The sequence below is a fragment of the Paenarthrobacter sp. NCHU4564 genome, assembly GCF_052156435.1.
In the GTDB taxonomy this organism is placed as follows: Bacteria; Actinomycetota; Actinomycetes; order Actinomycetales; family Micrococcaceae; genus Arthrobacter.
On sequence record NZ_JBQLIS010000022.1, the window covers coordinates 52,386 to 74,904 of the forward strand.

Annotated in this window: 20 protein-coding genes and 1 riboswitch; of the genes, 17 read left to right on the forward strand and 3 right to left on the reverse strand. The window is 64.0% G+C overall.

Annotated features, from left to right (window positions below; genetic code table 11):
- The first annotated feature begins 89 nt into the window (after positions 1 to 89).
- From fliP to csrA, 7 genes are read left to right on the forward strand one after another with little or no spacing between them, the layout of a single operon-like run.
- A complete protein-coding gene (fliP, locus tag ACSVIE_RS18215) occupies positions 90 to 875 on the forward strand; it encodes a flagellar type III secretion system pore protein FliP (protein WP_442424765.1) in 786 nt (261 codons plus the stop codon).
- Entirely contained in the window at positions 875 to 1,150 is a 276-nt protein-coding gene (gene fliQ / locus ACSVIE_RS18220) for a flagellar biosynthesis protein FliQ (protein ID WP_387438055.1), read from the forward strand. Before fliP ends, fliQ begins: the two co-directional genes overlap by 1 nt.
- Before the next feature lies 1 nt (position 1,151).
- On the forward strand, positions 1,152 to 1,910 hold the full coding sequence (locus ACSVIE_RS18225; RefSeq protein ID WP_442424749.1) for a flagellar biosynthetic protein FliR: 759 nt from the start codon (positions 1,152 to 1,154) through the stop codon (positions 1,908 to 1,910).
- Positions 1,910 to 2,995: an EscU/YscU/HrcU family type III secretion system export apparatus switch protein gene (locus ACSVIE_RS18230; RefSeq protein ID WP_442424750.1), complete on the forward strand. Its 1,086-nt coding sequence runs from the start codon at positions 1,910 to 1,912 to the stop codon at positions 2,993 to 2,995. Before ACSVIE_RS18225 ends, ACSVIE_RS18230 begins: the two co-directional genes overlap by 1 nt.
- On the forward strand, positions 2,992 to 5,040 hold the full coding sequence (locus ACSVIE_RS18235; RefSeq protein ID WP_442424751.1) for a flagellar biosynthesis protein FlhA: 2,049 nt from the start codon (positions 2,992 to 2,994) through the stop codon (positions 5,038 to 5,040). The genes ACSVIE_RS18230 and ACSVIE_RS18235 overlap by 4 nt, the downstream gene beginning before the upstream one ends.
- Entirely contained in the window at positions 5,018 to 6,058 is a 1,041-nt protein-coding gene (locus tag ACSVIE_RS18240) for a hypothetical protein (RefSeq protein ID WP_442424752.1), read from the forward strand. The genes ACSVIE_RS18235 and ACSVIE_RS18240 overlap by 23 nt, the downstream gene beginning before the upstream one ends.
- A gap of 4 nt (positions 6,059 to 6,062) precedes the next feature.
- Positions 6,063 to 6,338, forward strand: a complete 276-nt coding sequence (gene csrA, locus ACSVIE_RS18245) for a carbon storage regulator CsrA (RefSeq protein ID WP_426006141.1) — start codon at positions 6,063 to 6,065, stop codon at positions 6,336 to 6,338.
- On the opposite strand, the gene ACSVIE_RS18250 is transcribed toward csrA, so the two are convergent.
- A complete protein-coding gene (locus ACSVIE_RS18250) occupies positions 6,309 to 6,806 on the reverse strand; it encodes a flagellar protein FlgN (protein WP_426006142.1) in 498 nt (165 codons plus the stop codon). The two genes, csrA and ACSVIE_RS18250, sit on opposite strands and share 30 nt — an antisense overlap.
- Before the next feature lie 223 nt (positions 6,807 to 7,029).
- On the opposite strand from ACSVIE_RS18250, the gene ACSVIE_RS18255 reads away from it, so the two are divergent.
- On the forward strand, positions 7,030 to 7,845 hold the full coding sequence (locus ACSVIE_RS18255) for a sigma-70 family RNA polymerase sigma factor (protein WP_426006143.1): 816 nt from the start codon (positions 7,030 to 7,032) through the stop codon (positions 7,843 to 7,845).
- A 69-nt stretch (positions 7,846 to 7,914) separates the two neighbouring features.
- Here the strand turns inward: ACSVIE_RS18255 and ACSVIE_RS18260 are convergent, their stop codons facing one another.
- Positions 7,915 to 9,465 carry an MFS transporter gene (locus ACSVIE_RS18260; protein ID WP_442424753.1) on the reverse strand — a complete coding sequence of 517 codons (1,551 nt, stop codon included), beginning with the start codon at positions 9,463 to 9,465 and terminating at the stop codon, positions 7,915 to 7,917.
- 74 nt (positions 9,466 to 9,539) lie between these two features.
- Here ACSVIE_RS18260 and ACSVIE_RS18265 point away from each other — a divergent pair, with 74 nt between their 5' ends.
- From ACSVIE_RS18265 to ACSVIE_RS18305, 9 genes are all read left to right on the forward strand, one after another.
- On the forward strand, positions 9,540 to 10,079 hold the full coding sequence (locus ACSVIE_RS18265) for a TetR/AcrR family transcriptional regulator (RefSeq protein WP_426006145.1): 540 nt from the start codon (positions 9,540 to 9,542) through the stop codon (positions 10,077 to 10,079).
- Positions 10,080 to 10,173: 94 nt separating this feature from the next.
- Positions 10,174 to 10,270, forward strand: a riboswitch (glycine riboswitch).
- A gap of 182 nt (positions 10,271 to 10,452) precedes the next feature.
- A complete protein-coding gene (gene gcvP / locus ACSVIE_RS18270; RefSeq protein WP_442424754.1) occupies positions 10,453 to 13,320 on the forward strand; it encodes an aminomethyl-transferring glycine dehydrogenase in 2,868 nt (955 codons plus the stop codon).
- An 11-nt stretch (positions 13,321 to 13,331) separates the two neighbouring features.
- Complete coding sequence (gene gcvT / locus ACSVIE_RS18275) at positions 13,332 to 14,465, forward strand: glycine cleavage system aminomethyltransferase GcvT (protein ID WP_442424755.1); 1,134 nt, start codon at positions 13,332 to 13,334, stop codon at positions 14,463 to 14,465.
- A 33-nt stretch (positions 14,466 to 14,498) separates the two neighbouring features.
- Complete coding sequence (gene gcvH / locus ACSVIE_RS18280; RefSeq protein ID WP_442424756.1) at positions 14,499 to 14,885, forward strand: glycine cleavage system protein GcvH; 387 nt, start codon at positions 14,499 to 14,501, stop codon at positions 14,883 to 14,885.
- A 202-nt stretch (positions 14,886 to 15,087) separates the two neighbouring features.
- On the forward strand, positions 15,088 to 16,488 hold the full coding sequence (locus tag ACSVIE_RS18285; protein WP_442424757.1) for an L-serine ammonia-lyase: 1,401 nt from the start codon (positions 15,088 to 15,090) through the stop codon (positions 16,486 to 16,488).
- A gap of 38 nt (positions 16,489 to 16,526) precedes the next feature.
- Positions 16,527 to 17,348 carry a DNA/RNA non-specific endonuclease gene (locus ACSVIE_RS18290; protein WP_442424758.1) on the forward strand — a complete coding sequence of 274 codons (822 nt, stop codon included), beginning with the start codon at positions 16,527 to 16,529 and terminating at the stop codon, positions 17,346 to 17,348.
- A 169-nt stretch (positions 17,349 to 17,517) separates the two neighbouring features.
- Complete coding sequence (locus ACSVIE_RS18295) at positions 17,518 to 18,606, forward strand: lipid II:glycine glycyltransferase FemX (RefSeq protein WP_442424759.1); 1,089 nt, start codon at positions 17,518 to 17,520, stop codon at positions 18,604 to 18,606.
- Between the two features lie 96 nt (positions 18,607 to 18,702).
- On the forward strand, positions 18,703 to 20,022 hold the full coding sequence (locus tag ACSVIE_RS18300) for a peptidoglycan bridge formation glycyltransferase FemA/FemB family protein (RefSeq protein ID WP_442424760.1): 1,320 nt from the start codon (positions 18,703 to 18,705) through the stop codon (positions 20,020 to 20,022).
- Between the two features lie 19 nt (positions 20,023 to 20,041).
- Complete coding sequence (locus ACSVIE_RS18305; RefSeq protein ID WP_442424761.1) at positions 20,042 to 21,529, forward strand: threonine/serine ThrE exporter family protein; 1,488 nt, start codon at positions 20,042 to 20,044, stop codon at positions 21,527 to 21,529.
- 6 nt (positions 21,530 to 21,535) lie between these two features.
- On the opposite strand, the gene ACSVIE_RS18310 is transcribed toward ACSVIE_RS18305, so the two are convergent.
- Complete coding sequence (locus ACSVIE_RS18310; protein ID WP_442424762.1) at positions 21,536 to 22,375, reverse strand: siderophore-interacting protein; 840 nt, start codon at positions 22,373 to 22,375, stop codon at positions 21,536 to 21,538.
- Between the last annotated feature and the right edge of the window lie 144 nt (positions 22,376 to 22,519).

The window sequence follows — 22,519 nt, forward strand, 5'->3', positions numbered from 1 at the left end:
GCTCCGGTGCCTTGGTCGCAGCCCTGACAACAGCACCGCCGGAAGCAACAGCACGGCCACGCTCCAGGAACCGGGCGTGGCTTCCGGCGCTGTGGGCCCTCCTGCTCACGGCTGTGTTGTTGTGGCTCGGAACCGCAGCGCACGCAGCACCGATCGACCCCACGCAGCCCACGCCGCCCACCCCGCCAGCGGATCCGGGAACCGGTGGCAACGTCAGCATCGACATCAATGGCCTGGACGGAACGCCGTCGTCGGCGGTCGTCACGCTCATTGGCATCACGCTGTTGTCCGTGGCGCCGGCGCTGCTTTTGATGATGACGTCCTTCACCAAGATCTTCGTGGTCCTGGCCATGACCCGGAACGCTCTGTCCCTTCCTGCGATCCCGCCCAACCAGGTCCTTGCCGGCCTGGCCCTGTTCCTGTCCTTGTTTGTCATGTGGCCGGTTGTCGCCGACATCAACACGGTGGCGGTGCAGCCTTACTTGAATGGCGGCCTGGACTTCAACGGAGCCATGTCCGCGGGCTGGACGCCGCTGCAGCACTTCATGCTGGCCCATACCCGGGAAGAGGACATCGCCCTCATGACCCGCGCGGCGAACATGGAAAACCCGGACAACCCTGAGGCCGTCCCGCTGCAGACCCTGGTTCCGGCCTTCATGATCTCCGAGCTCCGGGCCGCATTCATTATCGGCTTCGTGATCTTCATTCCCTTCTTGGTCATTGACCTCGTGGTCTCGGCAGCCCTGATGTCCATGGGCATGATGATGCTTCCGCCGGTCATGATTTCCTTGCCGTTCAAGATCCTGTTGTTCGTCCTGGTGGACGGTTGGGGCCTGGTGATCACGTCCCTGATCCAGAGCTATTCGAGCAGCTGATGGATACCAACGCAGTCCTGGATATCTGCCTCCAGGCCATGATCGTCGCCGCCAAGCTGGCCGCTCCCACACTGGTCACCGCATTGGTGGTGGGTTTGGCGATTTCCCTCCTGCAGTCCATCACGCAGTTGCAGGAGGCAACGCTGTCCTTTGTGCCCAAGGCTGTCGCCGTGGCCATCGCCCTGGTGGTCTGCGGGCATTGGATGATCTCGGAAATGGTCACCTTCACCAACGAGCTCTTCACCCGCATCCCCGGCCTGATCGGCGGCGCGTGAGGTGGACATCCCCATCAACCAGTCGTGGATCCAGGTCCTGCTGCTGGCCTCGGTCCGCATGACGGCCTTCCTGGTGGTAGCGCCCCCTTTCGCCCATCACGCCATCCCTGCGCGCATCAAAGCCATGCTCGGCATCGGTCTCGGCCTGGCCGTCTCGCAGCGTCTTTCCGCCGATGCCATCCCCAAGGACACCGCGGGCTTCATCACAGCAGTCGTCCTGGAACTGGTCACTGGCCTGGTCCTTGGTTTCCTGGTGATGGCCGTGTTCGCCGCCATCCAGTCCGCTGGAAGCTTGATCGACCTTTTCAGCGGATTCCAGATGGCCCAGGCCTTCGATCCGCAAATGATGGTCAACGGGGCCCAGTTCACCCGTTTGCTGCAGATGGCTGCCCTTGCGCTGCTCTTCGCCTCCGACGGTTACCAGCTGGTCATAGGCGGCCTCACCGGCAGCTTCAACGCTTTGCCGCTCGCCGGCGGCATCGACCTCAGCAAACCCGTGGACGCCATGGTTGGGGCCGTCACCGGCATGTTCATCTCCGCAGTCCAGATCGCCGGTCCCTTGCTGGTGGTCCTGGTGCTGGCCGACGTCGGACTCGGTCTCCTCACGCGCGTGGCTCCGGCACTGAATGCCTTCGCTCTCGGCTTCCCGTTGAAGATCTTCATCACGCTGGCGCTGGCAGGGTTCCTCTTCCTGGCACTGCCGCGCCTGGTCGCATCGCTGGCTGAATTGGCCGCACGAACTGTCCTGGGGGTGGGCTAGTGACGGATTCGCAGGAGAAAACCGAGCAAGCCACGGACAAACGCATGCGCGAGGTCCGGGAGAAGGGCCAGCTCTCCAGGTCGCAGGACCTGCTGGCCTGGCTCGCCGTGGGTGGCGCCGCGGCAATGCTGCCGGCCACCATCGACCACGCGTCCAACGCCGCAGTGGACCAGCTCTTCACGGTCAAGAGCGTCATGAACGATCCCGAGCCCGGCAAGGCCGTGGCTGCCCTGGAAACGGGACTGGGCTCCCTCGCCGGGATCCTTGGCCCCTTGCTGCTGGCGGTCACTGTGGTGGTCCTGGCCGGTTCGGCACTGCAGGGCGGTATCCGCTTCAAGAAGTTCCGTGCGGAGTTCGAGCACTTCAACCTGCTGGCCGGCTTCAAGCGGATGTTCGGTGCCGAGGCGCTGTGGGGCGGGGTAAAGGCGTTGCTGAAGACCGCCGTCGTGGGTCTTGTCCTGTACACCGTGATCCAGGGCTTGATGCCCGTGCTCCTGACGGCCGGCGGCTTGCCGGTGGCGGGCGTGCTCGCCGCTGCCGCGGGCGGGATCGGGGCTCTCATCCAGTTCGCCGTGGTTGCCGGGCTCATCCTGGCCGCGGCAGACATCTTCGTGGTGATGCGGCGCAACCGGAAGAAGACCCGGATGTCCAGGAAGGAAGTCCAGGACGAGAACAAAAACACCGACGGCGATCCGCTGGTGAAGTCCCAGCGCCGCTCACGGCAGCTCAGCATGAGCCGGAACCGCATGATCGCTGCGATCGGGGAGGCTGATGTGGTCTTGGTGAACCCGACGCACGTGGCAGTTGCGTTGAAATACGACGCCGGCACCTCGGCACCGCGCGTCGTGGCGAAAGGCGCGGGAATCATCGCCGCCCGCATCAGGGAGGAAGCCGAAAGCAAAGGGGTGCCCATGGTCCAGGACATTCCCTTGGCACGGGCTGTCCATGCGGCATGCGAGCTGGGGCAGGAGATTCCCGTGGAACTCTACCGCGCCGTGGCTGCTGTCCTTGCGTTCGTGATGTCGCTCAAGACCCGGGGAGCAGCACGGGGAATCCATCGCATGAAGGAGAGTTTCCAGCCATGAACAACAACAGGTTCGCCCGGCTGTCCGTCCCCGTGGGGATCGTAGGGATCGTGCTGCTCCTGGTGGTGCCGCTGCCGGCGCCGTTGCTCGACTTCCTGATCGTGTGCAATATCCTGCTGGCGTTGCTGATCCTGTTAACCAGCATGTTCGTGAAGAAGCCCCTGGACTTCTCGGTGTTTCCCTCGCTGCTGCTGGTGGCCACCCTCTTCCGCCTGGGGATCAACGTCGCCTCGACCCGACTGGTGCTGGGGCAGGGATTCGCCGGCCAGGTCATCGAGGCCTTTGGCAAGGTCACCGTGGGCGGTTCCCTCATCATCGGTGCCGTGGTGTTCCTCATCCTGGTGGTCATCCAGTTCGTGGTGGTCACCAAGGGTGCCGAGCGTGTGGCCGAAGTCGGGGCGCGCTTCACCCTGGACGCCATGCCGGGCAAGCAGATGGCCATCGACGCCGACCTCAACGCGGGGCTCATCACGGACGCCGAAGCCCGGAAACGCCGCGCCGAGGTCTCCGCCGAGGCCGACTTCTACGGTGCCATGGACGGTGCCTCCAAGTTCGTCAAAGGTGATGCGATCGCGGGCATCATCATTATCATCATCAACTTCGTGGGCGGTATCGCCATTGGTGTGCTCCAGCGTGGCATGGAAGCCGGCGATGCCCTGAACACGTACGGCTTGCTCACCATGGGGGACGGCCTGGTCACCCAGATCCCCGCCCTCCTCATGGCCGTCTCCACCGGCATGATCGTTACCCGGTCCAACGCCGAGGAAGACATGGGGCGGACGGCGTCCTCCCAGCTGATGCAGTCGCCCAACGCGCTGCTGATCGCAGGCCTGGCCGCAGCCAGCATGGCCTTCATCCCCGGCATGCCCATCCTGCCGTTCCTCCTGGTGGGTGCGTTGCTGGTGTTTGCCTCACGCCGGGCGACCGCCCTGCAGAAGTCACGTGCCAGTGCGCAGGAGGCCGAGGACGCCGCTGTGGAAGCTGCGGAAGACCCGAACGAGAGGCTCATGGAAGAGATGCGGATCCACCCCGTGGAGATCCTGCTAGCCCCGGATCTGGTGGATATCGTCTCCGGCGCTTCCGACGACCTCCTGGCCCGGGTGCGCTCCCTCCGCCACAAGATCGCCATGGAACTGGGCCTCGTGGTCCCGCCCGTCCGGACCCGGGACGCCCTGGACCTGCCACCTTCCACCTATGCCATCCGCATCGCCGGCGTCGAGGCTGGAAGGGGAGTGGCGCCGTCGGGCAAGCTCCTGGCCCTCGGCGAATTCCTGGACGCCCTTCCCGGGACCGCAACCGTGGAACCGGTGTTCGGCCTGAGCGGCAAGTGGGTGCCCACGGAGATGCGGCACAGTGCCGAGATGACCGGTGCCACCGTCATTGACCGTGTCTCCGTGCTGGTCACCCACCTGTCGTCAATCATCACGGCCAACGCCGCCCGGCTCCTGACCCGCGAAGACGTCCGCGTCCTCACCGAAGGCATCCGCAAGCAGAGTCCCTCCGCAGTGGAGGAACTCACGCCCGGGCTGCTCTCCCTGGCCGAAATCCAGCGTGTCCTCGAAGGCCTCCTGGAAGAACAAGTGCCCATCAACGACCTTCCCCGGATTTACGAAGCCCTGGCCCTGCGCGCCAAGGTATCAACCGACCCGGAGGCCCTGATCGAGTCGGCGCGGAACGCCTTGGGGCCTGCACTGGCGGCCAAGTACCTGGACGCAGGGGTGCTCAACGTGGTGATGATCGACCCCCTCCTGGAGCAGTCCATGCTGGAGGACATGCGGCCCGCGGAAGGTGGAGCCCAGATCGTCATGGGGCAAGCCAAACTGGACGGCGTCCTGGCGTCCCTCAAAACCGCAGTGGAGGAAGCCGCGGCGGCGGGCCGCCAAGCGGTGCTGGTGTGCGCGCCTGCCTTGCGCCCCGCCGTGCGTCGCCTGGTGGCGGCCCCCGACGGCGGTGTCCCCGTCCTGTCGTACCGGGAAGTCACCTCTGCCCATTTGCGCATCGAGACCGTGGGGGTGGTGCGCTATGCCGAAGCGCTACACCCTTAAGGGGTCCTCCCTGGAAGCGATCCGGGCCAAGGCGCTGCAGCACTACGGGCCCGGTGCCCGGATTGTGGCTGCCGAAAAAGTCACCAATCCGGGAATCGTGGGACTGTTCGCGGCCAACCGCTTCGAGGCCACGGTGGAAGTCAGCGACAAGCCTGCAGGGCAGGCTGCGGCGGAGGTCCCCGGGGCGCCTGCCATGACGGTCAAGGCTGCGCAGCACCCACGCGACCCCGGTTCTGCCCATGACCTGGACGGCACCGCCATTGCAGCGCTGCTGGAACGGGCCGACGCCGAGGAGCTTCACCTGCACCGGGCCAGGCCCTCCGCCGGCGCTGCGGCTGCCCCCGTGTCGACGGCCTCGCCGGATTTCGCCGGGCTGCTGGAACAACTGGGCAAGGAACTGGAACGGACATCCGCGCCGACGGCCCCGCCCCCGCCGGCCCTGCCCCCGGCGGTGCCGCCGGCCCCGATGGTGACGCTGCCGCCGTCGAGCGCTGCGTTTGCCGAGGTGCCCGAACTCCTGGCCGGCGACGGCGACCTGGTCCTGCTCCTGGGCCTGGGTGACGACGCCCTGGACGTTGCGCTGCAGATGTCACAGGCCGCAGGCGGCGCCGACGTGAGGACGGCAGGGGAGCTCACCGCGTTCGGCCACCTCCACGTGGACGGACGGCACAGCGCGACGGCGGCACGCGCCCAGGCCGTTCTGACCGGCCATACCGTTGTGGTTGCTTACGGGCTGGGGGTTGCCGGGGATGCGCCCGGCCAGGCGTCACGCATTGCACTGCTGGCGCCCGATCAGGTGTGGGTCGTGGCCGACGCCCGGATGAAGGCAGAGGACACCGCAGGGTGGTCAGGCGCGTTGCGCGCCGGCCTGGCGGGTGAGTCAATCGCCGTCCACGCGCTCGCTGTCATTGGAGCCGCACAGACCGGCACGCCCGAGACCGTCAACGAACTCGGCCTTCCGGTGGGATGGGTCGATGGCAGGCCCGCAGCAGCAGCCACGCTGGGAAAGGTACATTGAGAGCATGTTGGTACTGACGCGCAAGCCGGGCGAGAAAATCATGATCGGCGACGACATTGTCATCACCGTCATGGAGGGCCGGGGTGATGGCGTGCGCATCGGCATCGAGGCGCCCCGGGGTGTTTCCATCCAGCGCAGCGAGGTGGTGGAGGCGATCGCGGCCGCCAACCTCGCCGCAGCCCAGGCGGGACCCGACGCCGAACAGCTCCTGGCCGGCCTCCAACCCCCAGCCGCCCGCAAGGACGTCCCGTCAGGCAGGCCCGAGGAAATCGCGCAGTGACGGAAGAGATGCCGCGCTAACCGCAGCAAGCGCCCGGCCAACATTGGCCTGCACGGCAAGGTCCGCGAGTTCGTCCGGGCCGGGAGCCCCGGGCGGCGGCCCGGCCTGAAGGGCTGCCGCATTGTCCGAGGCCGCGTTGTCGATCTTTGCCTGTAATTCCGCCATGCCCTGCAGATGCTCGCCCAAAAGTCCCGGCCACGGTCCAGGCGGCGCTGCAGATACCAGGCCGGGCAAAGTGGTGTGGTGGGGAGCCTTCCATTCGGCCGACAAAGAGGCGGCCTCCACGCCGCGGGCAAGGGACTCGAAACGGAGGTTTTCCAGAACCTTTTCAAGTTCGGTGGCAGTGAAATTCAACCGGTGCCAGTTGCCTGCCCGGAGATGCAGGAGCTGTGTTTCCAGGAGAAAAAGCAGGAAATCCAGTTGCCTTCGCTCACGCCACAGCGTTGCCGACAGTTCGTCCGCCCCCACGGTTCCCCAATCATTTATTGCAAAGCCTGAATGACGATTTAGCAGGCTTTTTGGTTTCTTGTGTCGAGCGTACACGCAGAGTCGTTTTCAGGTGATATGTTCACTGAACACGTACCTGGACGAAGTCCTGAAACGTCGCCGTGATTGGTCTCCCGGCGCCGGTGGAACAGCTGTTCAGGGTCCGTTGCAACTCAATAATCCGGTCTCATGGGGGGACTTACATTTGAATCGCGAACAGCGCAACGAGCTGGTGTTGCAGCACCTTCCGCTCGTTGGTTACCTGGTCTCTGACCTTTGCGCGCGTGCGTCACATTTATCGCGCGACGATTTTGCTTCCGTGGGGTCGTTGGCCCTTATTGCGTCCGCTGATTCTTTTGATCCGGATCTCGGTGTTCCTTTTGGTGCCTTTGCGCGCCGTCGGATCATCGGTGCCTTTGCTGACGAGATGCGGGCCAGCGACTGGGCCACCCGTTCGGCCCGGAAGCGCATCAAGGAAACCATGGCCGTCCAGGAAACCCTCACCGGCGTGCTGGGGCGTACTCCCACGGTGCCGGAGTTGGCCTCTGCCTTGGGCGTGGAACGCAGCCATGTGGAAGCTGCCCTGGCCGATGCCGCCCGGACGCTCAGTTCGCTGGACGAGGTGGTGGCAGATACCGTGGCCTCCGGCGCTCCGTCCCCTGAACACTCTGTCCTCGCGGACGAGCGCATCAAGTATCTGCGGGCCGCCGTCGACTCCCTTCCGGAGAAGATGCGCTTCGTGATCCAGGAGATCTACCTTGCCGGCCGTTCCGTGAAGGACCTTGCCGAGGAACTCGGTTCGACCCACGCCGCAGTGTCGCAGCAGCGGGCCGAGGGCATCCGCCTCATGCGCGACGGCCTGGCAGCCCATTACGCGGACAACCCCGACCAGCCCTTTGAACCTGAATCCCGAATCACCGCCCGGCGACGCAATGACTACTTGGCTGCGCTGGCCACGGCGACCACCGGAGGGATCACCCGGGGCCTGGGCCTTGGGTCCTCGCTCAATCAAGCCGTCTAGCAGCAGGCAGCAGGAAGCCCGGGCCGTGGGATGGCCCGGGCTTCCTGCTGCGACTGCCTGGAGGCGCCTTTAGCGCGCCTTGGGCACCCTGCGGAGTACGACGGCGGCAAGCACTGCCGCTCCAGCCATCAGTACCAGCCCGATCGCCGCCGTGATGTGGACGCCGGATTCGAAGGCGACCCGGGCGGCCAAGGTGAGGGCATCAGACAAGGGTGCAGGGAGAGCCGCGGCTGCATCCACGGCTCCGGCCAGTGTCTCCCCGGAGTTTCCGGCGGCTTGGCTGGACAGGCCTTCAGGCAGGACGAGGTTGTGCTGGTAAGACGCCGTCAGGATGGAACCGAGCACTGCGGTGCCCAGCAGGGATCCGAGTTCATAGCCCGTTTCGGAGATGGCGGATGCGGCTCCGGATTTGTCGGCCGGGACGGAGGACAGGATCAGGTCATTGGAGATTGTTTCCGCTGCTCCCACGCCAACGGCAAGGATGGTCAGGGCGGACAGCAGGAACACCGGCCCGTGTCCGTGGTCTCCCACCACAACCACCAGGTAGCCCACGGCACTGAAACTTAGGCCGGCGGCGACCACGAATCCAGGCCTGATCCGTTTGACCAGCGGCACCACCAACAGTCCGGCAACAATCGTGGCGAGCAGGGCCGGAATCATGGCGATGCCCGCTTCCATGGGGGACTGCCCCTCCACCAACTGCAGGTGCTGGGCGAAGAAGTAGATGAACCCGGTCATGGAGAACAGTGACAGGACGTTGGCCACGATCGCCGTGCTGAACACCTTGTTGCCGAAGAGGCGGACATCCAGCATGGGGTTCTCCAACTGGCGCTGTCTCCGGACGAACACTGTGCCCATGACCAGGCCAAACACCATGAATGCCAGGGCGGTCGCCCCGAAGCCATGGACGGCGAATTCCTTGATGCCATAGACGAACGGCGCCATGGTCAGGATGGACAGCGCAATGCTGGGCACGTCCACCCGGCCGGGATTGGCGTCCTTGGACTCGGGGATGAGCGTGGTGCCGAGAGCGAGCAAGGGAAGCAGCAGGAAGGTCGCCACGAGGAACACGGCACCCCACCAGAAGTGCTCCACCAGCCAGCCACCAAAGATGGGGCCCAGCGCAGCGCCTCCGGAGAAGCCGGCGGCCCACACCGCGATGGCGAGCCTGCGGCGGTTGGGATCCGTGAAGATGTTCCGGATCAAGGAGAGGGTGGAGGGCATCAGCATGGCGCCGAAGACGCCCAGGGCGGCGCGGCCGGCAATCAGCCACTCGGCGGACGGCGCGAAGGCTGTAGCAGCCGACACCGCCGCGAAGCCCGTGCTGCCGATCATGAGCAGCCGCCGTCGTCCGATCCTGTCGCCGAGGTTGCCCATGGAGACCAACAGGGCGGCCAGGACCAGCGGGTAGGAGTCCACGATCCAGAGCAACTGGACACCGCCAACTTCCAGGGACCGGGCGATTTCCGGAAGAGCAAAGGTGAGGGCGGTGTTGTCGACGGCGACCAGCAGCACCGGGACCATCAGCAGGGCCAGTGCTGCCCAGTCGCGCCACGGTGCCCGGTCCTGCGCGGACTGCTGGCGGACATGGGTTGCTGGGGTCGAAGACTGGGTGAACATGGCAATAACTGTACCGTCTGGACGGTATAGTTTCAACTTCGGAATGCCCACAGCAATAGGGGATGATGGAACCCATGCCACGAAAACCAGTAGCCAAGGACTCGGTCCTGGATGCCTTCGAAGCCCTCCTGATCGAGGTCGGCGAACGGGCCGCCACGCTCGATGCCGTAGCCAAGCGCGCCGGTGTCTCCAAGGGCGGGCTGCTCTACCACTTTCCCAACAAGGAGGCGCTGATCGCGGCGCTGTTGGAACGCCTCGACAATCTCGCGCAGGAAGACATAGAACAGATGAAAGCTGCTCCCGATGGAGCGGCTGCCTACTTCATCCGCTCTTCGTTGTGGGCGGGGACGCCCATGGACCGGGCCTTCGTGGCGGCGACCCGGTTGGCGGAGGTCGCCCATGAGGAAACACGACGGCGGTTCGCCGGTATCCAGCAACAGTGGCTGGATGTCCTGGCTGAGGATGTGGGGCCCGACGTGGCCAAGGCTGTCAGCTACATGGGGGATGGGCTGTACTTTAACGCGATGTTCGAGGGCGGCCAGGAGACGGGCGACGGCAGGCGGGAGGCCGACGTCGGGATTCTCCTGAAGGTGCTGGAGCGCCTGCGGGCATAGGCCGCCTGCACCATTTGCGGCGGCGCCCGCCGCGTAGGACAATTAAGCCTTGTGGCGCGCCTTCCCAGCGCCCACAGACAACTGAACAAGCCTTTGATCTGCGGCGGGAGAGTCCTGCAGTACGTGATGCAGGCGCCGTAGGAGCAAACCCTCCCCAGGAATCTCTCAGGCCCATGCACCGCCGCGGCGAGGCAACTCTGGAAAGCAGCAGGCAGGAACGCGTCACCACCGGCGCGGGCCTACCGTGCTCACCGACGGTGCAAGCGATCGTTGTGCAGACAACGCGCGGAAACTCTCAGGTCCAATACAGAGCGGGGAGGAACCCGAGTAGCTGCGGCGTACCCACGCGCCGCCCAAGTATTGGAGTTCCTTCGTGACGGTTAGTTCTGCCTCCACCACCTTCGTTGACCGGCATATCGGTGCCCGCCGCCAGGCCGACGTTGAAACCATGCTGAAGTCCGTCGGATACGACTCCGTCGATTCGCTCGTTGACACCGCGGTTCCCAACGACATCCGTCAGGACGTGGCGCTGACCCTCCAGAACGCCCTTTCCGAGGTTGAGGTCCTGGCTGAACTCCGCAAGCTGGCCGCCAAGAACAAGACGGCCGTACAGATGATCGGCCAGGGCTACTACGACACCATTACCCCGCCGGTGATCCGCCGCAATATCCTCGAGTCCCCCGCCTGGTACACCGCTTACACCCCGTACCAGCCCGAGATCTCCCAGGGCCGTCTTGAGGCACTTCTGAACTTCCAGACCATGGTCCAGGACCTTGTTGGCCTGCCGATCGCCAACGCGTCCTTGTTGGATGAAGCCACCGCCGTGGCCGAAGCCGTCCTCATGATGCGCAGGGCCAACAAGAACAAGGCTGCCCAGGATGGCAAGACCGTCCTGGACGCCGACTGCCTGCCGCAGACCATCGCGATCGTGAAGGGCCGTGCCGAGGCCCTCGGCTTCGAGGTTGAGGTCGCTGATCTTTCCCTTGGCCTCCCGGAAGGTGCCATCAACGGCGTCGTCCTCCAGCAGCCGGGCGTTTCCGGCCGAGTCTTCGACCACTCCGCCGTGATCGCCGAGGCGAAAGAGCGGGGCGCGTTGGTCACCGTCGCAGCCGATCTTCTCTCGCTCACCCTCATCACTCCTCCCGGCGAGCAGGGCGCCGATATCGCCGTGGGTTCCGCCCAGCGACTGGGCGTGCCGCTGTTCTTCGGCGGCCCGCACGCCGCCTACATGGCCGTCCAGAAGGGCTTGGAGCGTTCCATGCCGGGCCGTTTGGTGGGCGTTTCCAAGGACGACGCCGGTGTCCCCGCCTACCGCCTGGCGCTGCAGACCCGTGAGCAGCACATCCGCCGCGAGAAGGCCACGTCCAACATCTGTACCGCGCAGGCATTGCTCGCGATCGTCGCTTCGATGTACGCGGTCTACCACGGTCCCGAGGGACTGAAGGCAATCGCCGAGACGGCGCACCAGCACGCCCGCACCCTTGCCGTCTCCCTGAAGGCCGCCGGCGTCGAGGTCCTGCACGGTTCGTTCTTCGACACCATCACGGTCCGCGTACCGGGCCGCAGCGCCGAGCTCGTCGCTGCCGCCGAGGCCCGCGGCATCAACCTGCGCGGCGTCGACGCGGACACTGTGGGTATCTCGGTTGATGAAACCACTACAGCCGACATCGTCGGCGGTGTCCTTGAAGTGTTCGGCGCCCCGGTACTTGAGTCCGTGGAGGGTTTCGCGCTCGAAGCTTCCGTTGAGCGCTCCAGCGATTACCTGCAGCACCCGGTGTTCAACACGCACCGCTCCGAGACCCAGCTCCTGCGCTACATCCGCAAGCTCTCCGACCGCGACCTCGCGCTGGACCGGACCATGATCCCGTTGGGTTCATGCACCATGAAGCTGAACGCCACCGCTGAGATGGAAGCCATCTCCTGGCCCGAGTTCGCCTCGATCCACCCGTTCGCCCCGGACTCCCAGACCGCCGGCTGGCGTGAGCTGATCGCTGACCTTGAAGCCCAGCTCACCGAAATCACGGGCTACGACCAGGTCTCCATCCAGCCGAACGCCGGTTCCCAGGGTGAGCTTGCAGGCTTGCTCGCGATCCGCGGCTACCACCACTCCCGCGGAGACCAGCAGCGCAACGTCTGCCTGATCCCCGCATCGGCCCACGGCACCAACGCCGCCTCCGCTGTGCTGGCCGGCATGAAGGTCGTGGTCGTGGCCACGGCTCCCGATGGAACCATCGACCACGCTGACCTGGCTGCGAAGATCGAAGCCAACCGTGACGTTCTCTCGGCCATCATGATCACCTACCCGTCCACGCACGGTGTGTATGACGCCGACGTCCGGGAAGTGTGCGACGCAGTCCACGAAGCCGGCGGACAGGTGTACATCGATGGCGCCAACCTGAACGCTTTGGTTGGCTTGGCCCAGCCGGGCAAGTTCGGCGGAGACGTGTCCCATCTGAACCTGCACAAGACCTTCTGCATCCCGCACGGCGGCGGCGGACCCGGCGTTGGCCCGGTTGCTGCCAAGGCACACCTCGCGCCGTTCATGCCCGGCGATGCTGCCTCCTGGACCGAAGGTAACGATGTCCCGATCTCGGCATCGCGCTTCGGCTCGGCCGGTGTGCTCCCGATTTCCTGGGCGTACGTGAAGCTCATGGGCGGCCAGGGTCTCACTGAGGCAACCAAGTCCGCACTGCTCGCTGCCAACTACATCGCAGCGCGCCTCAACGACCACTTCCCGGTGCTTTACACGGGCGAGGCTGGCCTGGTGGCCCACGAGTGCATCCTGGACCTGCGCGAACTGGCGGCCAAGACGGGCGTTACCGCGGAAGATGTGGCCAAGCGCCTCATCGATTTCGGTTTCCACGCGCCCACGCTGGCCTTCCCGGTTGCCGGCACCCTCATGGTGGAGCCCACGGAGTCCGAGGACCTCGTGGAGATCGACCGCTTCATCGAAGCCATGATCACCATCCGCAAGGAAATCGACCAGGTGGCCCACGGCGACTTCTCCGTGCAGGATTCCCCGCTTCGCCGCGCGCCCCACACGGCAGCCGCCGTCGTAAGCTCCGACTGGGACCGCGCCTACCCGCGTGAGCAGGCTGCTTTCCCGGTCCACCACTTGAAGCAGGACAAGTACTTCCCGCCGGTGGGACGTATCGATGGTGCTGCGGGCGACCGCAACCTGGTGTGCTCCTGCCCGCCTCTCGAAGCGTTCGAGGAAAACACAGCAGCGTTCGAGAACTAAGGGAAATGGCAATGACTGAGAAGCACACAGCCCTCTACGAGGAGCACAAGAAGCTCGGCGCGTCTTTCACGGACTTCGGTGGGTGGCAGATGCCGCTAAAGTACACCTCCGAGCTCGCTGAACACCACGCCGTCCGGAAGTCCGCCGGCCTGTTCGACCTCTCCCACATGGGCGAAGTTTGGGTCACCGGACCGCAGGCAGCAGAGTTTTTGGATTACGCCTTGGTGGGCAAGATCTCCGCCATGGCCGACGGAAAAGCCAAGTACTCCCTGATCTGCCAGGAAGACGGCGGGATCATCGACGACCTGATTGTGTACCGTCGTGGTGCCGATAAATTCCTGGTGGTGCCGAACGCCGGCAATGCCTTTGTGGTCGCATCTGAACTGCTGCAGCGCGCCGCGGGCTTCGATGTCGTGGTCGAGGATGCTTCATCGTCGACGTCGTTGATCGCCGTTCAGGGGCCGCTTGCGGAAGCGATCCTGCTGCGCCTGGTTCCGGCCGAGCAGCACTCGCTGGTCACGGAACTGAAGTACTACGCCGCAGTCGAGGTGACTTTCCTGGTGGCCGGCTCCGGACAGGACCTGCTGCTGGCACGCACCGGCTACACCGGCGAAGACGGCTTCGAGATCTTCGTCCCCAACGAATCCGCCGCCGCGCTGTGGCAGGCGATTTCGGCTGTTGCGGAGGATGGTGAACTGGTTCCGGCAGGCCTTGCATCGCGCGACTCCCTGCGCCTCGAGGCCGGCATGCCGTTGTACGGCAACGAGCTCTCCCGCGAAGGTAATCCGTTCGCTGCCGGACTTGGGCCCGTTGTGGCGCTGTCCAAGGAAGGCGACTTTGTTGGCAAGGAAGCACTCGCTGCTTTGAAGGCTGACGGTGCGGGCGTGTCTTCCGGCCGCAAGCTTGTTGGCCTCAAGGGCCTGGGCCGCCGTGCCGGCCGTTCGCACTACCCGGTAGTGAAGGACGGCGCCGTGGTGGGCGAAGTGACCTCCGGACAGCCGAGCCCGACGCTCGGGTACCCTGTCGTGATGGCGTACGTCGACGTTGCTTTTGCTGAGCCCGGCACCGCACTCGAGGTGGACCTCCGCGGCAAAGCCGAGCCCTTCGAGGTCGTCGCGCTGCCGTTCTACAAACGGTCCCGCTAAGCAGTTTTTGATCACCCATAGTTAGGAAACAGAATGCCCAAAGTAGCGCCTGAACTTCAGTACTCCGACGAACACGAGTGGGTCCTGCGTGGGGAGGGGAACTCGGTATCCATCGGTATCTCTGAAGTTGCCACCGACGCGTTGGGCGACATCGTCTACGTCGACCTGCCCGAGGTTGGTGCGACTGTGACTGCGGGGGAGACCTGCGGCGAGGTGGAGTCCACCAAGTCCGTCTCCGACTTGTACTCGCCGGTTACCGGTGAGGTCACCGAGATCAACGACGCCGTTGTGTCCGACCCCGCACTGATCAACAACGACCCCTACGGCGAGGGCTGGCTGTTCAAGGTCGCCGCAGAGTCTGACGGTCCGCTGCTCTCGGCGCAGGAGTACGCCTCCAAGAACGGCGGCGACCTCGCCTAAGCAACCCCGTTCCAGGGGACACCACGCGCGCCGGGTGGCGTAGCGTGGACTGTAATAACTGAATGAACTTGCGACGCCGGGTTGCCGCCTGAGGGGGCCACCCGGCGTCGTACTTCGGTCGCCTGCCGCCACAAGCGGGGGTGGCCATCCGGCAGGACCATCTGCCGGACCGTTTTCAAGCTGTATAAAAGGGATCCCGGCTATGGCTGTTGGTGTTTTCGATCTGTTCTCAGTGGGCATTGGCCCGTCGAGCTCGCATACTGTGGGGCCGATGCGTGCCGGGGCGGTGTTTGCGCGGGAGCTCAAAGAGTCCGGAGCCCTCGACTCCGTGGCGGGGTTGCGGGTGGATCTTTATGGGTCCCTGGCTGCAACGGGCAAAGGCCACGGGACGTTCACGGCAACTTTGCTGGGGTTGGAGGGCTTCGAGCCTGAATTGATCCTGCCCGAGGAGGTGGAGGAGCGGTTGGCTTCGATTGCGGAGACGGGCACGCTCAATCTTGCCGGGGAAGTGCTCCTGCCGTATGCGGTGGAGGATATGGTGTTGCATCCGTTGACGGTGTTGCCGCGGCATACGAATGGGATGAAGTTTGCTGTTTCTGATGCTGAGGGGGTTGTCCTTAGGGAGGCGACGTTTTTCTCGGTGGGTGGTGGGTTCATTGTCCGTGAGGGTGAGGAGGACACGGCCCGGGCTGAGTTGGAGGAGTCCAAGGCGGAGTTGCCGTTGCCGTTCAGGACAGCTGCTGAATTGCTGGGCCGGTGCGCGTCGAAGGGCTTGGGCATCAGCGACATCATGTTGATCAATGAGCGGGCGTCCCGGTCGGAGGAGGAGATCCGTGAGGGCCTGTTGCATATTTGGTCTGTGATGGAGGCCTGCGTTGAGACCAGTCTGAAGCGTGAGGGTGTGCTGCCCGGGGGTTTGCGGGTGAAGCGTCGTGCACCGGATTGGTTGGAGCGGCTCTTGAAGGAGGACAAGGACCGGAACGATCCGAAGTATTGGCAGGAGTGGGTGAACCTGATCGCCTTGGCTGTGAATGAGGAGAACGCTTCCGGTGGGCGGGTGGTGACGGCTCCGACCAATGGTGCGGCGGGGATCATTCCGGCTGTTCTTTACTATGCGTTGCATTACGCGCCGGGGATGGACAAGGCCGGCCAGGCTGACCGCGACGATGTGGTGGTGCGGTTCCTGCTCGCTGCCGGTGCGGTGGGTGTTTTGTATAAGGAGCAGGCTTCGATTTCCGGTGCCGAGGTGGGGTGCCAGGGTGAGGTTGGTTCGGCGTCGTCGATGGCTGCTGCGGGGTTGGCTGAGGTGATGGGTGGTTCCCCGGCGCAGGTGGAGAACGCTGCGGAGATCGCGATGGAGCATAACCTGGGGTTGACGTGTGATCCGATTGGTGGGTTGGTGCAGATTCCGTGTATTGAGCGGAACGCGATTGCTGCGGCGAAGGCGATCAATGCCGCGAAGATGGCGTTGTGGGGTGATGGGACGCACCGGGTTTCGTTGGATGAGGTGATCGTGACGATGCGCGAGACGGGCAAGGACATGTCCCATAAGTACAAGGAAACCGCGATGGGCGGCCTGGCCGTGAACGTCGTCGAATGCTGAGTCTGTTCGCTGTCGGTGCCTAGTGCCATGCTGTATGCATGAGCGGGGGATATGACCGGGATTTCTTGCGGGCACGCCTGGAGCTGCCCAGTCCGTCGGCAACGACTACTTTGTTGGACTACACGCACTTCTCCGTGCGCTTCCGGGCTGCCCGGAAGCTCGCGGCGATTGTTGGAGTCAACATCAGCGGCAGGGAACTGAATCCTTTGGCCCGGGAGGGCACGTGGCATTTTGACGAGCGCATACCCCGGGAGCAGCAGGCAGGCCCGGACGTCTACAAGAACAACGCCTTCGATCGGGGACACCTGGTGCGGCGGCTCGATCCGGTGTGGGGCGATGCTGCTACGGCCAAGAAAGCGAATCAGGACACTTTCGCATTCACCAATGCAGCACCCCAAGTGGATGACTTCAACCAAGGCAAGGAACTTTGGGTAGGGCTGGAAGACCACGTGCTGGGCCACGCCGACGCGCACGACGCCAAGCTCAGCGTGTTCACCGGGCCGGTCTTTGCCGACGACGATTCCGAATACAGGGGCGTGAAGATCCCCAAAAGATTCTGGAAAATCGCAGCTTGGACCAACGATGGAACGCTCGGCGCTGCCGGCTTCGTGCTGGACCAGTCGCCACTGTTGGGCAAGGTTGAGTTGAAAAAGGCTCTGACGCAGCGCCTCCTGGAGGGAGAACCGCCACCCCTTGGTCCGTTCAGGACTTTCCAGGTCCCTGTCGGTGAGATCGCAGACCTGACCGGGCTGAGCCTGAGCCGGCTGACCAACGCCGATCGGCTCGCCAGCGGCCAGCGGGAATTGGGGAAAGCCCCCAAGGCCATCCAATTGGAGAGCATGGAACAGATCCGGCTCTGACCCGGATGATCGCCTGGCTCTGGGCTCTCCCAAGAAGCATCACTGATGTGCGCCGGAGCGCCGCTACCCGGGAATCGGGTCATATACCCATGCCCGATAGACTTGATTCTGCATGTCCGCATGCGCACTATGCCTGAACACCGCTTGAACCCTGCACTGAACCCTGAGATTGGACACGGCCACCTTGCGAGAATTTACTGCCCGCTTTGCCACCGCCGAGGAAATCGATAACTGGGACAAGCACGTCACTGCCAACCCGAACGGCGGCAACATGCTGCAGTCGGACGCCTATGCTGCAGTGAAGGACGGGAACGGCTGGCTGGTCCGCCGGCTCGTCATCGAGACCGCCGGATACTCCAGCTACAACCTGCTGCTGGAGAAGAAGTTTCCTGTCCTGGGACGCCTCTGGTACCTGATCAAGGGCCCCGATGCCGAGTCAGTCGAGGACATCAAGCCGATGCTGGACGCCGTCGCCACCTTGGCCAGGGAACAGAAGCTGAACGTCTTCGCCCTCAAGATAGAGCCCGACGTCGTGGAGTCACCTGAAGTGACTGCGCAACTGAAGGCGTCCGGCCTGGTTAAGGCCCCCAACATCCAGTCGAACGACTTCACAGCTGTTCTGGACATCTCTGCGCCCGCCAACGAGGTGCTGCGGAGCATCTCGTCGAGGGCCCGCAACGCCGTCCGCCGCGCAGAGCGCGAGGGCTGCGAGGTAATACAGGAGGAAGCCGGCACAGCCAGTTACAAGAAGCTCTATGCCCTGATGCAGAACACCGTGAACGCCAAGGGCGCCATGCCCTTGCGCAGCTACGACTATTACGCCAAATTCTGGGGAGAGTTCAGCAGCCGCGGCCAAGGGCACTTCTTCTTCGTCTACGAGGACGGCCAGCCGAGCGTGGGTGCCTTCGTGATCAACTACGGTTCCAAAGCCACCTACAAGGACGGCGGCTCAACCCAGAACCGCAAGCAGTACGGTGACTCCCACCTGACGCAGTGGGCAGCCATCCAGCGCATGCAGGAGCTTGGCTGTGTCGAGTACGACTTCTGCGGCACCCCCAGCAGCGCAAATATCAAGGACAAGAACCACCCCCTCTACGGCCTCGGATCGTTCAAGACGAGCTTCACCAAAACGGTCACGGACTTCGTCGGCTGCTATGACTTGGTCTTGAGCCCTCTGAGGTACAAGCTGTGGCTCAAGGGCGGGGAGAAAGTCTTCCGCCGCCTGGAAACCATGCGTACCGGCGGACAGTTCTACTAGAGGCCAACCAAACGCACGGCCCGCCCCGGCCACCAACGGGTGCACATCCAACAAGATGAGGTAATTTCTTTGACTCCGATCGAGGCTGGAACCGACATGGAATTCGTAATTCTCAGTGACGCTGATTTCGAGACCTTCGCCAAGGGACACCCACAAGCGAGCTTCATCCAATCCATGGACCTCACCCGTTTCCAGCGTGCCCGCGGCCAGGAAGTGGAGCTTTTCGGCATCACCCGTGGAGGCAGCCTGATCGCCGCTGGAAAGCTTGTCTACACGTCCAACCGCCTGGGCTACAAGGTTGCAGAGTGCGCCAAGGGACCACTGATGGACTACAGCGACGCGGCAGCGGTGAGGCCCGTCGTCGAGCTCCTCAAGAAGCACGCGGCAGAGAAAAAAGCGGCGGAGCTGCGCATCTCGCCCAACGTCAAATACATCGCGCGGGACGAGGACGGGGCAGAACACCCGGAAATCGAAGACAACAGGCCGCTGCTGAAGGAACTCGAAGGACTCGGGTTCAAGCACCAGGGCTTCGACATGAACTTCGCCAACATCAACTGGATGTTCATCAAGACCCTGGACGGTGTCGCGGACTCCGAAGAGCTCATCATGGGCATGAACTACCGCACCCGGAAGGCCATCCGAAAAGCGGAGAAGAACGGCGTCTACCTGGAGCAGGCCACGCTGGAAACGCTGGACGATTTCTACAATGCCCTGAAGACCGCGGGTGATGAGAAGGGCTTCACGTACCGGGAACGGGAGTACTACGAGCAACTGCTCCGCAACACCTCCGATGAGTTCACCAAGCTCATGATGGCCAAGATCAACATTCCGGAGTACCGCCGTTCCATCACGGAGCGTCTGGAAGCGGAGTCCAAGACCCTCACCGAGCTGAAGCGCGAGGTCGAAGAGACCGGCAGCAAGAAGAAAGCCAATCGCGTCAAGGTTGTCCAGGACCTTGTGGACAGCTATGAACGCAGCCTCAAGGACATTGAGCGCTTCCCGGATTCCGTTGGCGTGGCAACAGTCGCCGCCATCCACTTTGCGTGCTCCGGTGATGAACTCACGTGCGTCATCGGTGGAACCGTGCAGGACTACATCTACTTCAACGGTGCAACGTCCCTCTACTGGGGCATGATGTTGCACGCCCTGAACAACGGCTATTCGCGCTACAACTTCTACGGAACGTTCGGTATCCAGGGGCAGGACGAGACCGGGCACGGCGGATACGAATTCAAGAAGGGCTTCGGCGGCGAAGTCGTCCAGTTGATCGGCGACTTTGTTATGCCGGTGAGCCCGGTCAAATACACCGCGTACCGCACGGTCAGGAAGCTCGCAGGAGCCGCCCAGACCGTTCTGGGAAACTTGCGGAAGCCGGAGCAATTGCCGGTGATCGGAAAGTTCCTCAAGAAGAAATGATGCAAAGGAGGAATGCTGCGTGATTGAACGCCCGGAGGGCAACGGCGGCAGGCCTCACACGGACGGCTTGCCCAAGACCCAACCGCTGCGCCCATCGCAGGTTCGGCAGAACGCCAACGCCAAGCGCATGCTGATGCGGCTGGTCCAGGGGGACAGCCCGCCTACCGCGCCCATGAACATCGTGGACCGGCTGGCAGGCAGCCCCTACGCCAACCCCACCATCCAGGTTGCCGGAGTCGATGCCTCTGCCCGCAAGACGATCGACTTCGCCCTGCACCTGGCGGAGGCGATGTTCCGCTACGGCGCAGGAGCGCTCGAAGTCGAAACCAGCATGATCGCCGTGACGGCCGCCTTGGGGCTGAAGAACGTTGAGGTGGACATCACCAACCAGTCGGTGGCCATCAACTATGCGCCAAAGGACCAAACGCCCATCACCCTGATCCGGGTGGTGCGGTCCTGGACCAACAACTACGCCGGCCTGGCGCAGGTCCACCAACTGGTCACGGACATCGTGGCCGGGGGAGTGGGGCGCGATGAAGCCGTGCGTCGCCTCAACGAGATCACCCGCAGTGCCAAGCCGTTCCCGCGCTGGATGGTCACGGTGGCTTTCGGCGTCTTCGCCGCCGTCTTCGTCGGTGTGTTGGGTGGCGGCCCGGGAGCCTCTGCCCTCGCTTTCGCCTCCAATCTTCTGATCAGTCTGGTGGCCCGGCAGTTGGGACGCTGGCGCACCCCGGACTTCTTCGTCACCATGTCGTGCTCGTTCCTGGTCACGTTCATTGCCTTGATGCTGAGGTGGGCAGGTGCTGACATTGCCCCATCAATCGTCGTAGCCGGCGGCATCCTGCTGTTGCTTCCAACCGGACGACTCGTCTCCTCGGTCCAGGACGCCATCAACGGCTTCCCGGTCACCGCGGCCGGACGATTCCTCTCCACATTGCTGACCTTCGGTGCGATCGTGGCGGGCATCGCCGTCGCTGTCGTGACCGGAACGCTGATGGGCAGCGAAGTTCTGGATGTCACCAACACGTTCCCGCCCGCATATCCATTGTGGGGACAGGCGATCCTGATCGCCGTGGCAGTTGCCGCGATCGGTATCACCGAACAAACCCAGATGCGGCTTTTACTCCCGACGGCGGCAGTCGGCTTGGTGGGCTTCTTCGTCTTGTGGGGGGCTGGCGAGCTCGGCCTCGGCGACCGTTTGGCGCCTGCCATCTCAGCTGTCGTCATTGGACTGCTGGGCAGGGTGGTCGCCCTGAAGCTGGGTGCCCCGCAATTGGTGGTCGCCGTTCCAGCCGCCCTGATCCTGCTGCCCGGGCTGACCATTTTCCGCTCGATGTACCTTCTGACCACCGAGGAGTCGGATATCCTCCTGGGTGCCGGCGGCATGCTGAATGCCACGGCCATAGTCCTGGGCGTTGCCGCCGGCATTGTCCTGGGCGACAACCTCGCCCGGCCCCTGACCAAGGGCCTGTCCAGCAACGAGCGGCGACGTGTACGGCGCCGCTAGATCCTGCTAGATCTTGCCGATGGCAAGCTTCTTCTCGGCCTGGAACACTTCCTCCACGCGACCCTGCGCCCAATAACCGGACAGGGAAACCTGGGAGCGTTCCAGGCCGTGCTGCACAAAGAGGACCTCGCGCAGGCCCTTCATGTAGCCACGCTCGCCATGTGCGAACACATCCACCCGTCCGGGCAGCCACTCAAGCGTACGCAGGGCATTGAGGAGGAGGTCGCTGGATCCGGCCTGTACCCCGTTGCGTAGCAGCCAGCGCACCTCCACACCTGCCGGTGCCTGGATGGGGAGAACGTCATCCGTGCTGTCCACCTCCAGGAAAGCGTAGCCACGTGCCGTCGGAGCCAGGGCCTCAATGGACGCTGCGATGGCGGGGATGGCGGCGTCGTCGCCGGCGAACAGGTACCAGTCCGCCTCGGGTGCCGGATTGTAGGCACCACCGGGGCCGGTAAAAACCAGTGAGTCGCCCGGCTTCGCAGCCGCAGCCCACGGTCCGGCAAGGCCTTCATCGCCGTGAACCACGAAGTCGATCGCCAACTCCTGCGCCTCGGGATCAACCCAGCGGATCGTGTAGGTGCGGGTGTGCGGCCACTGCTCACGCGGCATGGAGTCGCGGATTTCCCAGAGGTCCAGGGGAAGCTGGTAGTCCACGCCCGGCTGGGGAAAGACGATCTTGACGTAACGGTCCACGAACGCGTTGTTCGTGTAATCGCTGAAGCCCGGGCCTCCCGCTACGATCCGCACCATGTGGGGTGAAAGCCGTTCTGTTCGCAGGACGGTCAGATTGACCTGCGGACGCGTGTTTCGGTTGGCTGACGATGTGACGGGAAGGGCAGTCATATAGGTAAGCCTAAGCTAATCAGCTGGAGGCGGGCTGGGTATGAGTCGAACGTTACATCCCCACCCGACCCTCGTTACCTTTTTCGTAGCCCGTTTCCTGGTGCAGGATGTGGGTGTGCTGGCCTGCTGGTCCCGGCATGATTT